This window comes from Tistrella bauzanensis, from assembly GCF_014636235.1.
GTDB lineage: Bacteria > Pseudomonadota > Alphaproteobacteria > Tistrellales > Tistrellaceae > Tistrella > Tistrella bauzanensis.
The window spans coordinates 1-13,878 of sequence record NZ_BMDZ01000005.1; the positions used below are offsets into that span (position 1 = coordinate 1).

The 13,878-nt window shown below is 67.1% G+C and carries 12 protein-coding genes; 5 read left to right on the plus strand and 7 right to left on the minus strand.

What is annotated here, in order from left to right:
* The first annotated feature begins 189 nt into the window (after window positions 1-189).
* From IEW15_RS03530 to IEW15_RS03540, 3 genes are all read left to right on the plus strand, one after another.
* Window positions 190-1,323, plus strand: a complete 1,134-nt coding sequence (locus tag IEW15_RS03530) for an AbrB family transcriptional regulator (RefSeq protein ID WP_188574973.1) — start codon at window positions 190-192, stop codon at window positions 1,321-1,323.
* Window positions 1,324-1,531: 208 nt separating this feature from the next.
* Entirely contained in the window at window positions 1,532-3,466 is a 1,935-nt protein-coding gene (locus IEW15_RS03535) for a type I secretion system permease/ATPase (RefSeq protein WP_188574975.1), read from the plus strand.
* Window positions 3,463-4,812 carry an HlyD family type I secretion periplasmic adaptor subunit gene (locus tag IEW15_RS03540; protein WP_188574977.1) on the plus strand — a complete coding sequence of 450 codons (1,350 nt, stop codon included), beginning with the start codon at window positions 3,463-3,465 and terminating at the stop codon, window positions 4,810-4,812. Before IEW15_RS03535 ends, IEW15_RS03540 begins: the two co-directional genes overlap by 4 nt.
* A gap of 17 nt (window positions 4,813-4,829) precedes the next feature.
* Here the strand turns inward: IEW15_RS03540 and IEW15_RS03545 are convergent, their stop codons facing one another.
* Both IEW15_RS03545 and IEW15_RS03550 read right to left on the minus strand, forming a co-directional pair.
* Complete coding sequence (locus tag IEW15_RS03545; RefSeq protein ID WP_188574978.1) at window positions 4,830-6,173, minus strand: MgtC/SapB family protein; 1,344 nt, start codon at window positions 6,171-6,173, stop codon at window positions 4,830-4,832.
* A gap of 31 nt (window positions 6,174-6,204) precedes the next feature.
* Window positions 6,205-7,029, minus strand: a complete 825-nt coding sequence (locus tag IEW15_RS03550; RefSeq protein ID WP_188574979.1) for a polyphosphate kinase 2 family protein — start codon at window positions 7,027-7,029, stop codon at window positions 6,205-6,207.
* 252 nt (window positions 7,030-7,281) lie between these two features.
* Here IEW15_RS03550 and IEW15_RS03555 point away from each other — a divergent pair, with 252 nt between their 5' ends.
* A complete protein-coding gene (locus IEW15_RS03555; protein WP_188574980.1) occupies window positions 7,282-7,872 on the plus strand; it encodes an efflux RND transporter periplasmic adaptor subunit in 591 nt (196 codons plus the stop codon).
* Window positions 7,869-9,854: a MacB family efflux pump subunit gene (locus tag IEW15_RS03560; protein WP_188574982.1), complete on the plus strand. Its 1,986-nt coding sequence runs from the start codon at window positions 7,869-7,871 to the stop codon at window positions 9,852-9,854. Before IEW15_RS03555 ends, IEW15_RS03560 begins: the two co-directional genes overlap by 4 nt.
* On the opposite strand, the gene IEW15_RS03565 is transcribed toward IEW15_RS03560, so the two are convergent.
* The 5 genes from IEW15_RS03565 to IEW15_RS03585 all read right to left on the minus strand — a co-directional run bounded on the left by IEW15_RS03565 (window position 9,832) and on the right by IEW15_RS03585 (window position 13,856).
* Complete coding sequence (locus IEW15_RS03565) at window positions 9,832-10,617, minus strand: hypothetical protein (RefSeq protein WP_188574984.1); 786 nt, start codon at window positions 10,615-10,617, stop codon at window positions 9,832-9,834. The genes IEW15_RS03560 and IEW15_RS03565 overlap by 23 nt on opposite strands.
* Entirely contained in the window at window positions 10,559-10,897 is a 339-nt protein-coding gene (locus tag IEW15_RS03570) for a hypothetical protein (RefSeq protein WP_188574986.1), read from the minus strand. The genes IEW15_RS03565 and IEW15_RS03570 overlap by 59 nt, the downstream gene beginning before the upstream one ends.
* A gap of 149 nt (window positions 10,898-11,046) precedes the next feature.
* Window positions 11,047-12,225, minus strand: a complete 1,179-nt coding sequence (locus IEW15_RS03575; protein WP_188574988.1) for a vWA domain-containing protein — start codon at window positions 12,223-12,225, stop codon at window positions 11,047-11,049.
* 148 nt (window positions 12,226-12,373) lie between these two features.
* On the minus strand, window positions 12,374-13,252 hold the full coding sequence (locus IEW15_RS03580) for an AAA family ATPase (protein ID WP_229707796.1): 879 nt from the start codon (window positions 13,250-13,252) through the stop codon (window positions 12,374-12,376).
* A gap of 202 nt (window positions 13,253-13,454) precedes the next feature.
* Window positions 13,455-13,856, minus strand: a complete 402-nt coding sequence (locus IEW15_RS03585; RefSeq protein ID WP_188574992.1) for a DUF423 domain-containing protein — start codon at window positions 13,854-13,856, stop codon at window positions 13,455-13,457.
* Between the last annotated feature and the right edge of the window lie 22 nt (window positions 13,857-13,878).

A 13,878-nucleotide genomic window follows, 5' to 3' on the forward strand; every position in this document is an offset into this window, starting at 1 on the left:
GCCAGGCGCAAACTTGCTACGTGGGACACACAATACCTCATGGCGGCTCTGCAAGCGCGTTAACCTGGACTCGTTGCCCTGTGCGCACCCCTGACGGCACTGGTCGATGGGCAGGCCGGCACGGCTTTGGTATACCATATGCGACCAGCCTGCCACTTCAATCATCGCGTTTGCAAGGACCATCCCCCCGTGTCCGCCGATCGACATCAGCCACAGCCGCCGTCCGTGACGACAACCGGCGGCGCCGACCGGCACAAGGCCGCACGTCTGTGTCTGACCCTGCTGATCGGTGCCGCCGGTGGCGGGCTGTTCGCCTGGTGGCATCTGCCGCTGGCATGGATGCTGGGTGCCATGAGCCTGACCGCGCTCACCGGCATTCTGGGGGCGCCGCTGATTGCCAACCGGCGGTTGCGGAACTGGACCGTGGTGGCGCTCGGCATGGTGCTGGGCGGCAGCTTCACCCCGGATGTCTTTGCCCATGCCGCCGGCTGGCCGCTGGGGCTGGCGGCGCTGGCGGCCTATATCCTGCTGCTGTTCTCTATGGGCTACTGGCTGATGATCGCCTTCGGCCGCGTCGACCGGGCCACCGCCTTCTTTGCCGCCATGCCCGGTGGCATCAACGAGATGACCCGCGTGGCCGAAGACCACCACGCCGACATCGCGACCGTGGCACTGACCCATGCGGTGCGGATCTATGCGGTGGTTTTCACCGTGCCGCTCTACCTCGCCTATGTCGAAGGCTACAGCGTCGCCGCCACCATCACCCCGCGGCATGCGACACAGGACGGGCTGATCGCCATCTGGGCCGGCGGCGGCATGGCGGGCATGATCGCGAGCTATGTCGTGCTGGTGGCGGGCGGCATCCTGGGCTATCGGCTGGCCAGCCGCACCGGCATTCCAGGTGCCACTTTCATCGGCTCGCTGCTGGTCTCGGGCGCCCTGCATCTGTCAGGGTTGGTGACCCTGCAACTGCCGACCGCGGCGATCGCCCTTGCCCAGATGCTGGCCGGCGCCATGATGGGCGCCCGCTTTGCCGGGCTGTCGATGCGCAAACTCGCCCGGATCGTCATTCTGGCGATCATTTCGGCACTGATGATGCTGGTGACGGCGATCCTGTTCACGCCGGTGTTCACCGCTGTGACCGGTGCGCCCAGGCTGGCGATGCTGCTCAGCCTGGTGCCGGGCGGGTTCACCGAAATGGGGCTGATCGCGCTGTCGTTGGGCCTGGATGCCGCCGTGGTCGCGGTGTTCCATGTGATGCGCGTCATCTATGTCATCATGTTCGCTCCGGTGTTTTTCAAGCAGCGACGCGCCCGATCGTGACGGCCGCGTGCACGGTCACACACCTACATGGCGCTGTGTCCTTTGCCATGCAACCGGAAGCCGGATGACATGTGCCCTGATCGTCGATATTGATAGGCGGTTACATACGCGTCACATCGCTTGATATATGATGATTGTCCGCTCAGACGCGCAACCTGCCTGTGCGCCCTGATGCACATCAGATAACAGCCCCCGGATCTCTGGCCCGATGACCGTCAGCCCGCCCCATATCCCTGCCATGGCCCGGCCATCCACCATACGGCCGGTGGCGCCGGTTCCCGGCGACGACGTCGATGGCGCCCGTCTGATCGACCGGGCGCGCGCCGCCATCCGTCGGCATCTCGGGGCCACGGCGGTATTCAGCGCCGCGGTGAACCTGCTGTATCTGACGCCGTCGCTGTACATGCTGCAGGTCTATGACCGGGTGCTGTCCAGCGGCAGCGGCGAAACCCTGATATTCGTGACCGTCATCGCGCTGGTGGCCCTGCTGGCCATGGCATCGCTCGACCGGGTGCGCGGCATTCTGATGAGCCGCGCGGGCCTGCGCGTCGACCGGGTGCTGGCGGGGCCGCTGCTCGCACGGCTGATCCGCCAGTCCGCCCTGCCCGGCCAGCCGCCGGCGGCACAGCCCTTGCGCGATCTTGAGACCCTGCGGATGTTTCTGTCGGGGCCGGCGCCGGGGGCGATGTTCGATCTGCCCTGGATGCCGGTCTATGTGGCGATCATGTGGATCATCCATCCCTGGCTTGGCATGCTGGCCCTGGGTGGATCGGTGCTGCTGCTGGCGTTGGCGATCGCCGGCGAATACAGCATGCGCAAGGCCGCCGCCGCCGCCGCCGGGCAGGCGCAGTTGCGCGCCCATGCGGCCGGCGATGCCCTGATCCGCGAGGCAGAGCCGATCGAGGCGATGGGGCTGGCGCCCTCGCTGATCAGCCGCTGGCACGACGCGCGGATGGAAGGCCTGGCCGGACATGCCCGGTCGGCCGAACGCGGCGCCTTCTGGTCGGCCGCCACCAAGGGCGTGCGGCTGTCGTTGCAGATCCTGGTGCTGGCGATCGGCGCCTGGCTTGCCATCGAACGCGAGATCACGCCCGGGGCGATGTTTGCAGGCTCGATCCTCATCGGCCGGGCACTGGCGCCGATCGAACAGATCGTCGGCATGTGGCGGCAGATGACCTCGGCGCGCGAGGCCTATGGCCGGGTGAAGTCCGCCCTTGCCGCCACCCCGCCGCCGCGGCCGGGGCAGACCGAATTGCCCCGTCCGAAGGGCGCCATTACCCTGGACCGCGTGGTGTTCCGCATGGCCGGCGCCGAACGGCCGGCGATCGGTGGCGTCGACCTGGATGTGCGCGCCGGCGAGACCATCGGCATACTGGGGCCATCGGCGGCAGGCAAGTCGACCCTGCTCAGGCTGATGATCGGGCTGTGGGTGCCGCTGTCGGGATCGGTGCGGCTGGATGGAGCCGATGCGGCGCGCTGGCCGCGGGAACGGCTGGGGCCGGCGATCGGCTATCTGCCGCAGGATGTCGTGCTGCTGGCGGGTTCCGTGCGCGACAACATTGCCCGCTTCGGCGATGCCGACGATGCCCTGGTCATCCAGGCGGCCGAACGCGCCGGTGCCCATGACATGATCCTGGCCCTGCCGCAGGGCTATGATACCCGGGTCGGCGATGGCGGCATCGGCCTGTCGGGCGGCCAGCGTCAGCGGATCGGCTTTGCCCGCGCGCTCTATGGCGACCCGGCGATCATCGCGCTCGACGAACCGAATTCCAGCCTGGACAATGATGGCGAGCAAGCTCTGGTCATCGCCCTGAAACGTCTGCGGACCGAAGGCCGCACCGTGCTGATCGTGGCGCACCGCACCGGCATTCTGGGCCTGTCGGACCGGTTGCTGGTGCTGCGCGAAGGCCGGGTTCACATGTATGGACCGACGGCCGAGGTGGTGAAGGCGTTGAGCACGCCCCGCGCCGAAGGCGGGCGCCCCCCGGCCCCGACCCATCCCAATGCACCCCATCCCAATGCCCCCCATCCCAATGCACCACAGCCGCAGGGGCGGCCGACGCCGCGTGGTACCGGCAGTGCCGACAACAATCGCCGGGATGGCGGCCGTGATCCCGATGATCGGCGCGGAGGCGACGCATGAGCATGCAATCGGCACCGGCAACCGCTGCCGCCCGCCCGCCCGTCGCGCCTGGAACGGTCGATGACGGCGCCGGGCGGCCGATGCGCACCGGCATCATCGTGGGCCTGCTGTTCTTTGGCGTGCTGGGTGGCTGGGCGGCGCTGGCGCCGCTGAACAGCGCCGCCATCGCCCCCGGCGTGGTGATCGTGGAAGGCAACCGCCAGGCGGTGCAGCACCGCGATGGCGGCATCGTCGCCGAACTGCCGGTGCGCGAAGGCGACCGGGTAGCCGCCGGCCAGATGCTGTTGCGTCTGGACAGCACCGAATTGCGTGCCCAGGAAAGCGTGCTGTCGAAGCAGACCGATGCCCTGACGATCCTTGAGGCGCGGCTGGTCGCGGAGCGCGACGGGCTGGACGCGATCGTGTTTCCGCCCGACATCGTGGCCCGGCTGGGCCAGGTCGGCGAGATCGACCAGTTGGTGCATGGCCAGGAACGGGTGTTTGCGACCCGCACCAGTTCGCGTGGCAATCAGGTGGACATCCTCAGCCAGCGCATCGTTCAGCTTGAGGCCCAGATTTCCGGCTTCAAGGCTCAGGCCGATGCCAATCGCCGCCAGCTTGCGCTGATCCGCGACGAGTTGAAGGGCACCCGATCGCTATACGAAAAGGGGCTGACGCCGAAAACCCGGGTGCTGGCCCTGGAGCGTGCCGCCGCATCCCTGGATGGCGAGCGGGGCGAGAACGAGGCCAATGCCGCGCGTGCGGCCCAGGCCATCGGCGAGGCCCGGCTTCAGATCGACCAGATCGAGCGCGAGCGCCAGACGGAGGTGGCGGAACAACTGCGACAGACCCAGGAACAGTTGTTCGACCTGACCCCGCGCCTGGAAGCGGTGCGCGCCCAGTTGGGTCGCACCGATGTGAAGGCGCCGGCATCGGGCGCGGTCGTGGGGCTGATCGCCTTCACCGTCGGCGGCGTGATCCGCGCGGGCGAGACCATCATGGAGATCGTGCCCAGCGACGCGCCGCTGATCGTTCGTGCCCAGTTGCGCCCCGATCAGGTCGATGACGTGCGCCATGGCATGAAGGCCGAGGTGCGGCTGACAGCCTATCCCTATCGGACAACGCCGGTGCTGGATGGCAGCGTGTCGCAGGTGTCCGCCGACCGGCTGACGGACGAACGCACCGGTGTCGGCTACTATGATCTGCGCGTCGAGGTCCCACCGTCAGAACTGGCCCGCCTGCCCGATGCCACGCTGACCGCCGGCATGCCGGCGGAAGTGATGGTGCCGTTGCGGGAACGCACCGCCCTCGATTATCTGATCGAACCGCTGCTGCACAGCATCGAGGGCGCCGCGCGCGAGGAATGACCGCGCGCACGCCCTGATCACAGCCGCAGAACCGCCGCGGCGATCGCCGCCAGCAACGCGGCTGCCGTTGCCGGCGCCAGCAGCCATGCCAGACCGCGGCCGCCTGCGGTCAATGCCAGACCGTATTTGACCGCCGTATTGACCACGGCCGCGGCCACGATCGCCGCCGCCGCGAGATTGATGCGGCTGGCATCACCGATGCTGCGCTCCGCCATCGACACGGTGATCGCATCGACATCGGCCAGCCCCGACAATGCCCCCACGGCCACCAGCGCCGTCGGCGCCAGATACCGTTCCGCCAGGGCCGACACCAGCATGATCGCCGCCATCAGAACCGCGAAGCGAATGGCGGGGCCCAGGCTGAACGGGTTGTCGACCGATGTCCGCACCTCGGCCGCCGGCGCCGCCGATGCCTGATCGGCGGACGGGGCGCCGTCGCCTTTAGCCGGCACCACGGGCGCCACGGATGGCGCCTGCCGCAGCACCAGAAGCCACAGCGCGCCGGCCAGCGCCGGGGCGATCAGGGCTGCCAGAACCGGCCACAGCAGCAGCAGGATCGCGGAGTTCACAGCCGCGAGCAGCACCGCGACCCGCAATGCCATCACGGTCCATCCGGCCAGGATGCCGCCAGCCGCCGCGCGGCGGGTGGCGATATCGCCGGTGCGGGCGTGACGGGCCAGCGACAGGGTGACCGCCGTCGACGACACCAGCGCGCCGGCCAGCGCGGTCATCAATGTGCCCGTGCGGGCGCCATAGCGCCGGACCGCGACATAGCCGACCAGGCTGAGCGCGGTGATCAGGATGACGAGCAGCCACAACCGATAGGGATTGATCGCATCCCACGGGTCCAGTGTCCGGTCGGGCAGCAGTGGCAGAACGATGAAGCTGGCGATCAGCAGCTTCATCATGCCGTGGATGTCGTCCCGGCCGAAGCCGGCCACCATCCGCTTCAGCGGCGCTTTGAACGCCAGCGCCGCCGCGCAGGCAACCGCCAGCGGCACCGCCATGTCGCGATGACCAAGCACCGCCAGTGCCGCCAGCGCCGTCGTGGCGATGGCGGCGAGTTCGGTGGTGGCGCCCAGCTTGCTCGGATCATGGACCGCCGCCTCGACATGCGAGGCCACGACCACGGCGGCCACCCCTATCAGCACCGCCACCAGCGGCCATGGGCTGTTCAGTGCCGTGGTGACCAGTGCGCCGGCGGCACCGGCCAGGGCCGCGATGATGAAGCTGCGCAGGCCCATGGCGCCGCGCAGATGCTGATCGGCCTTGTGCTTCTCGCGCTCGAAGCCGATCAGCGCGCCGATGGCGAGCGCGCTTGCCAGATCCAGATAGGGCGTGGGCACGGCTATCTCGGGCATCGAAAACCCTCTCCGTCAGGCCCGCACCCTGTCAGGACGGATCCCCAAAAAATGCCCGGATCAGCGGCGGCACCACCGGTTCGCTCACGTCGACACCGTCGCCCAGACCACGGATGATCGCTTCGAACGCGGCGATGCGGGCGGTGTCCTTGTCATTGGCATTGATCCGCTGCCAGGGCGCGCGGTCGAGCGAGGTGCGCTCGACCATCTCACCATAGGCCTCCTCGTAATCGCGCCAGCGCGCGCGGTTACGCAGATCGTCTTCTGTCAGCTTCCAGCGCTTCTCGGGATTGTCGTACCGGGCCTGAAGCCGGTCCAACTGCACCTCGGGCGTGATGTCGAGCAGCAGCTTGACGATATGGATGCCTTCGTCCAGCAGGGTCGTCTCGAAGGCACGGATCTCGTGATAGGCACGCTGCCACTCGGTCTCGCTGGCAAAGCCCTCGATCCGTTCCACCAGCACCCGGCCATACCAGGACCGGTCGAAGATCGCCATGCGGCCATTTTCCGGCACCCGGGTCCAGAAGCGCTGCATCCAGTGCTGGCGCTTCTCGGTCTGGTTTGGGGCGCCGATCGAATGCACCCGCAGATGGCGGGGGTCCAGGCACCAGCCGACCCGGCGGATCAGCCCGCCCTTGCCGGCGGCATCCCAGCCCTCCAGCACCACAATGCCGCGATGGCCGTGGATGACATAGGCATGCTGAAGCATGACAAGCTGATCCTGCAGGCGCTTCAGTGCCCGGTCGGTGTCCTCGCCGGGCAGCAATTCGGCCACCGCCTCCGGTGCCCCGGCCCGCCATTCGGCCGCCTTGGCCTTGCGCTCGGCCTTGTCCTGCTTGCGATCCTTCTTGCCCATGACGGCATATATCCTCGGATACGGGTTTCCGGCGCGGCCGGTGTGGCCCCATTCAACTGCCGACGCGCCCAGGGATCAATGCCGGGGATCAGTGCCAGGGATCAGTGATGGCGTCGCCTCGCACTGCCGCGTAGGATTTCGCACGCGCCGCATGTCAATGCCCGGAGCGCACCGCCACCCCCTCATGCAGCACCCGCCTCAGGTCAGGATCGCATGACATCACGGCCCATATCCATCACCCGCCACAGGGGCATGCGTATCGCAGCGGTACTGGCCGTTCTGGCCACGATCACGGTGGGCGCCAGGCTGTGGATCGACCGGGGCATGCCGGCCAATGCCACCACCGAAGCCGAGGCCGATGACGTGCGCATCCGAACGGGTCAGCCGGTGCGGTTCTCCACCCTCGGCATGCCCGATCGGGTGTGGGAAAGCCGGGTGCTGCCGACCCCGCAGACCTTGAACGACGTGGTGCTCTACGACGTGCTGATCGACATCGCCAACCCCGACGGCGCGCTGATGACCGCGATGACCGCACAGGTGTTCTTCATTCTGGATCAGGCGATCGATGTGCCCCTGGTGCCGCTGGCGGCGCTGCACGACGGGGCCGATGGCCGGGTGGTCGCGCTCCGGCTGCCCGACGGGCGGACCGAAACCCGGCCGGTGCGGATCGGGCTGGTCGATCGCGGCCATGCCCAGGTGCTGGCGGGGCTTCATCCGGGTGATGCCGTGGTGATCGGGCCTGAGCCTGCCATGGGTGGGGCGCCGGGCACCGTCGGCAGCTGGCGCAGTGGCGGGCGCCCACCCGCTGCCGCCACGGCACGCGCGGCCGCTCCGGCGCCATGACCCCCGATTGTCCCGCATCCGCGCCTCTGCTGGTGCTCGACACCGTCTCGCGCCATTTCGGCGGCGCCGGCGGCGTCATGGCTTTGACCGGCGTGTCATTGACCATTCACGCCGGCGAGATGGTCGCGATCATGGGCGCGTCCGGATCGGGCAAGACCACGCTCATGAACATCCTTGGCTGTCTCGACCGGCCGGACGGCGGGCGTTATCTGGTCGACGGCCAGGACGTGTCGAGGCTGGATCGCGACGCGCTCGCCCGCCTGCGCAACCGTCGCTTCGGCTTCGTCTTCCAGCGCTATAATCTGCTCCCCGGCCTGACCGCGCGCGAAAATGTCGAGGTTCCGGCGGTCTATGCGGGGCGTGCCGCGCGCGACCGTCACCGGGCTGCCGCCACCCTGCTCGACCGTCTGGGGCTCGGCGCCCGTGCCGGACATCGGCCGAACCAGATGTCGGGCGGCCAGCAGCAGCGGGTCTCGATCGCCCGGGCGCTGGTCAATGATGCCGAGATCATCCTGGCCGACGAGCCGACGGGCGCGCTCGACGAGGCAAGTGGCGCCGAGGTGCTGGCCTTGCTGAAGGATCTGAACCGCGAGGGCCGCACCGTCATCCTGATCACCCACGATGCGGCAGTCGCGGCCCATGCCAGTCGTCAGATCAGGATGCGCGATGGCCGCATCGTCGCAGACAGTGGCGTTTCGGCATCGGCCACCGATCCTCTGAAGGCAGATTCACCGGCCACCGAACCACCGGCATCCACCGAACCCGGCATGCAGCGCAGGCCGTGGTTCGGGCTGACCGATCTCGGCGCGGCGGTGCGGATGGCGCTGCATGCCCTGCGGGTCAACCTGTTCCGCTCGCTGCTCACCCTGCTGGGGGTGGTGATCGGGGTGGCGTCGGTCATCGCCATGCTCGCGATCGGCGATGGCAGCCGGGCGGTGACGCTGGAGCGGATTGCCACCATGGGCACCAATCTGCTGACGGTGCGGGGCGGCGCGCCGGGTGTCAGGGCGGTTGGCGACATCACCTCGCTGACGGTCGAGGATGTGCAAGCAATCCGGCAGATCGACGGAATCGTCGCCACCGCTCCCGAACGCAATCTGCGCACCACGCTCAGGGTCGGCGGCATCGACTACACCACCATGGCTCAGGGCGTGTGGCCGGATGCGCTGCTGGTCAGGAACTGGCAGATGGCGCGCGGCCAATTCATCAGCGCCGCCGACGTCTACGACTACCGGTCTGTGCTGGTGCTGGGCGATACCGTCGCCCGCAATCTGTTCCCCGACGGAAGCGACCCGATCGGCGGCTATGTTCTGGTCAGGAACATCCCCTTCGAGGTGATCGGCGTCCTGGCCGCGAAAGGGGCGACACAAAGCGGCAGCGATCAGGACGATGTGGTGCTGATGCCCTTGTCGACCGGCTTTCTGCGCATCCTTGGCCGGTCGCATGTCAGCTCCGTCACGGTCCGGGTCGAGAGCGCCGATCAGGTCGCCCTGGTCGCGCGTCAGATCGACAGCCTGTTGCTGGACCGGCACCGCGTCCGCAACTTCCAGATCCGCGACACCGCCGCGGTTCAGGCGGCGATGAGCGACAGCCAGCGCAGCTTCGCCCTGCTGCTGGGGGCGGTTGCGGCGATTTCGCTGCTGGTCGGCGGCATCGGGGTCATGAACATCATGCTGGTCTCGGTAACCGAACGCACCCGCGAGATCGGCATCCGCATGGCGACCGGTGCGCGGATGCGCAGCATCCTGATGCAGTTCAATGTCGAAGCGGTGGTCGTCTGCGGCATTGGCGGCGTCGTCGGCATCGGTGTCGGGCTGCCGGCGGCACTTCTGCTCGCCAGCGCGGGCTTCGATGTGCTGATCACCCCGGCACCAGCCCTGCTTGCCTTCGGCTGCGCCTTCCTGACCGGGGTCGTCTTCGGCTATCTGCCAGCCCGCAAAGCCGCGCGTATGGATCCGGTCATCGCACTGGCTGCCGAATAGCCGCCGCATCCGTGACCGGATCGGGTGGCAGCAATACGCCGGTCGGAATCACCAGATCGGCGGTCAGCCGTCGGCCGGTGGCATCGCCCCGGACCAGGCGGACACCATCGGACGCCAGCGGAAAGCCACGCAGAACCAGCTGGTCCAGATGCAGTCGGACATGGGTGTCGTCGCGCTCCAGGCTCAGCGACTTCACGGCCAGCGCCAGCCCGACCGCGCCCGCGGACGGCGCAACGCCCCGGCGGATGTCGGCCAGAACCAGCGACGGCGCCAGACTGTCGCCACCGCCGCCGGATGCGGCAACACCAGCCAGCAGCCGCGAGGCCGCGACCCGTGCGGCCGCCGGCTCCATCCCCAGCCGCAGCAGCAGGGCGATCATTTCCCAGTGCAGCGCCCGGGCGCCCTTGCTCAAGGCCTTGCCCAGCGTGCGGGCGGCACCGTCGGGCACATCCAGCCCGCCCAGACCGAAGGCCGAAGGCCCGACGGCGGCAGCCGATACCGTGCCGGGGGCACCGCTTTGGCCGTCGGGCAGGTCTTCGCCCGCCACCGCCTTGTCGGCGGCACCGCGCGCCTCTTCAGGCGTCATGCCCAGCAGGGCGAACAGGGCCGCGAGCGCGCTGCGCAAGTCGCGCAGGCTGTCGGTGAACAGGTCGTGACCCGTCTCCGACCCGTCGGCCCTCTCCGCTCCCCGGCCCGGCTCCATGTCAGACAGCAGTGCCGATGCCGAGAACGCGGCACCGGCAAGCGCCGTTGCCGAACGCATCGAGGCCAGCCTGTCCGATGCCGCACGCGCGGCCGCAGACAGATTGGCCGCGGCCGCGGCTGATGCCGACGACGAAAGCGGGGGATGTGTTGGCTGGGAAGATGAAGGCAGTGGTGCCGTCGGCGGATGTCTCAACGCCGACGGCACCACCCGTTGCCTTGGGAGCCGTTCCGGCTCCCGGTCCGATGTATTCGACACCATCGTGCCACCACCCGATCAACCGGTTGGAGTCAAACGACCACCTGCGGCCCTTGAGGGCCGTCACGCAATCCAAGAACATGGCACGATATCGGTTCGTCATGGGTGCGAACCGTTAGCAACAGATTAGCGGCAAACAGCGGCTTCCTGCAACAGAAACAACCGCATGATGCGACACCTCATGCCGCCCCGGCATCGTCTGCCGGGCCGGCGCCGCTCACGGCCGGTGGTTTAACGGCTCAGATAGCGCAACGCCTCGTCCAGACCGCGAAGGGTCAGCGGATACATCCGCTCCTCCATCAGCTTCTGGGTGATCTTGACACTTTCGGTATAGCGCCAGCGCTGCTTCGGCTCGGGGTTCAGCCAGACGATCTTGGGGAAATGATCGATGAACCGGCGCATCCAGACCTGACCGGATTCCTCGTTCCAGTGCTCGACCGAACCGCCGGGCATCACGATCTCATAGGCGCTCATCGTGGCATCGCCCACGAAGATCACCTTATAGTCGGGGCCGAACTTGTTCAGAACGTCGAGCGTGGGCGTCCGCTCCGAAAAGCGCCGGTAATTGTCCTTCCACACATTTTCATAGATGAAATTGTGGAAGTAATAATATTCGAGATGCTTCAATTCGGTACGGGCGGCGCTGAACAGCTCTTCGCACAGCTTGACGTGATCATCCATCGATCCGCCGACATCGAGGAACAACAGTACCTTCACCTTGTTCCGCTTCTCGGGCACCAGCTTGATGTCGAGGTAGCCGGCATTGCGGGCGGTGGAGCGGATCGTGTCGGGCAGATCCAGTTCCAGATCCGAGCCTTCGCGCACGAAGGCGCGCAGCCGTTTCAGGGCCACCTTGATGTTGCGGGTGCCAAGCTCGACATCGTCGTCGTAATTCTTGAAGGCGCGCTGGTCCCAGACCTTCACCGCGCGGCGGTTGCGCGACCGGTCCTGACCGATGCGCACACCTTCCGGATTATAGCCATAGGCGCCGAACGGGCTGGTGCCGGCCGTGCCGATCCATTTATTGCCGCCCTGATGACGGCCTTTCTGTTCCTCAAGACGCTGTTTCAGCGTCTCCATCAGCTTTTCCCAACCGCCCAGTGCCTCGATCTCGGCCATCTCTTCGGGCGTCAGGTGCTTTTCGGCCAGCTTGCGCAGCCATTCCTCGGGAATGGCGCCCTCGATCGCCGTGAAATGGGCCTGGGCGCCGTTGAAATAGGCGCCGAAGACCTGATCGAAACGATCGAAATGCTTCTCGTTCTTCACCAGCGAGGTGCGCGCGAGGTAATAGAATTCTTCGGGCGAGAACTGGGCCAGTCCCGCCTGCATGCCCTCGATCAGGACCAGATATTCCTTGATCGTCACGGGCAGCTTCGCTTCGCGAAGCTTGAAGAAGAAATCGATCAGCATCAGCGCGCAACCTTCACCAGCGGTTGGAACCCGGCATGCGGGGCGCGGCGGGCGGTTCCCCCGCCGACGCGCGCAGCATGTCAGGGCCGGTATCATCAGTGTTCATCGGCGGCGATCCACGCCCTTGGCCGGGCGCGGTCCGCAATGGTCAGCCGCGACCGGGGCCTTCCGCACGACGCTTGGCCATGAACACCAGCCGCTGGGCCAGCGACACATCCTGTTCGTTCTTGATCAGGGCGCCATACAGCGGCGGCAGGGCCTTGTCCTTGGCCTCGCGCAGGGTCTCGGCGTCCAGATCCTCGGCCAGCAGCAGCTTCAGCCAGTCGAGCAGTTCCGATGTCGAGGGCTTCTTCTTCAGGCCCGGCATCTCGCGGACACCAAAGAACATCTCCAGCGCCTCACGCACCAGCGCCTGCTTGATGCCCGGATAATGCACATCCACGATCGCCCGCATGGTGTCGGCATCGGGGAAGGCGATGAAATGGAAGAAGCACCGGCGCAGGAAGGCGTCGGGCAGTTCCTTTTCATTGTTGGACGTGATGATCACCAGCGGCCGGTGAATGGCGCGCACCGTCGCCCGGGTCTCGTAGACATAGAATTCCATCCGGTCCAGCTCGCGGAGCAGGTCGTTGGGGAATTCGATATCCGCCTTGTCGATCTCGTCGATCAGAACCACGGTGGGCTCTTCGCTGGCGAAGGCGTCCCACAGCGCGCCACGGATGATGTAGTTGTCGACGCTCTTGACCTTGTCGTCGCCAAGCTGGCTGTCGCGCAGCCGCGACACCGCGTCGTATTCGTAAAGCCCCTGCTGGGCCTTGCTGGTCGACTTCACATGCCACTGATGCAGCGGCCGGCCAAGGGCGCGCGCCACTTCTTCCGCCAACATGGTCTTGCCGGTCCCGGGCTCGCCCTTGATCAGCAGTGGTCGTCCCAAGGTCAGGGCGGCGTTCACCGCCATCATCAGATCCTCGGTCGCGACATAGCTGTCTGTGCCCGTGAATTTGGCCGGCTGCGTGGTCTGGTCCATGGCCATGAAGATCCCGTGAAAAGCCTCATCTCTGGCCAGAGGGTAGCATCGCGACCGGCGGGTTCAAGCCATTAAACCATAAAGCATAATTTCAAGCGATGTTCGACCGCGTGAAAGTTGCATCCAACATGCCGGCGCACGCCTGAAAGTCGATGCGTCCGCACGGGTCACGGTGGGGCCGGATCCCCCGGCAACGGCGCCGTCAAACCCTGGCGCGGGCACGAAACACCGACAGGCCGATGAACACCCAGCCGATCAGAAACGCCGTGCCGCCCACCGGCGTCACGAACACCAGCGGCCTCCATCCGGTTGCGACATAAAGATAAAGACTGCCCGGGAACAGCACGGCGCCAAGTGCTACCGCACCAGCGCCGGCCAGCAGCCGCTTCTGTCCGAACGGCAGCATGCCTTTCACCGCCAGACTGTGAGCCACGCCCAGCACCAGCAGCACCAGCCCGTGAACCAGCCCGTACAGCGCGCCGGTGCGCACGATATCGGCGCCGTGCACGTCACCCAGTTGTTGCAGCCCGTGGGTGGCGAAGGCACCGGCGGCAACCGCCAGCAGGGCGCTCAGCGCGCCGATGATCCAGATCGTGCGCAGCATGGGCGTCGTCCCTTCCAATGTT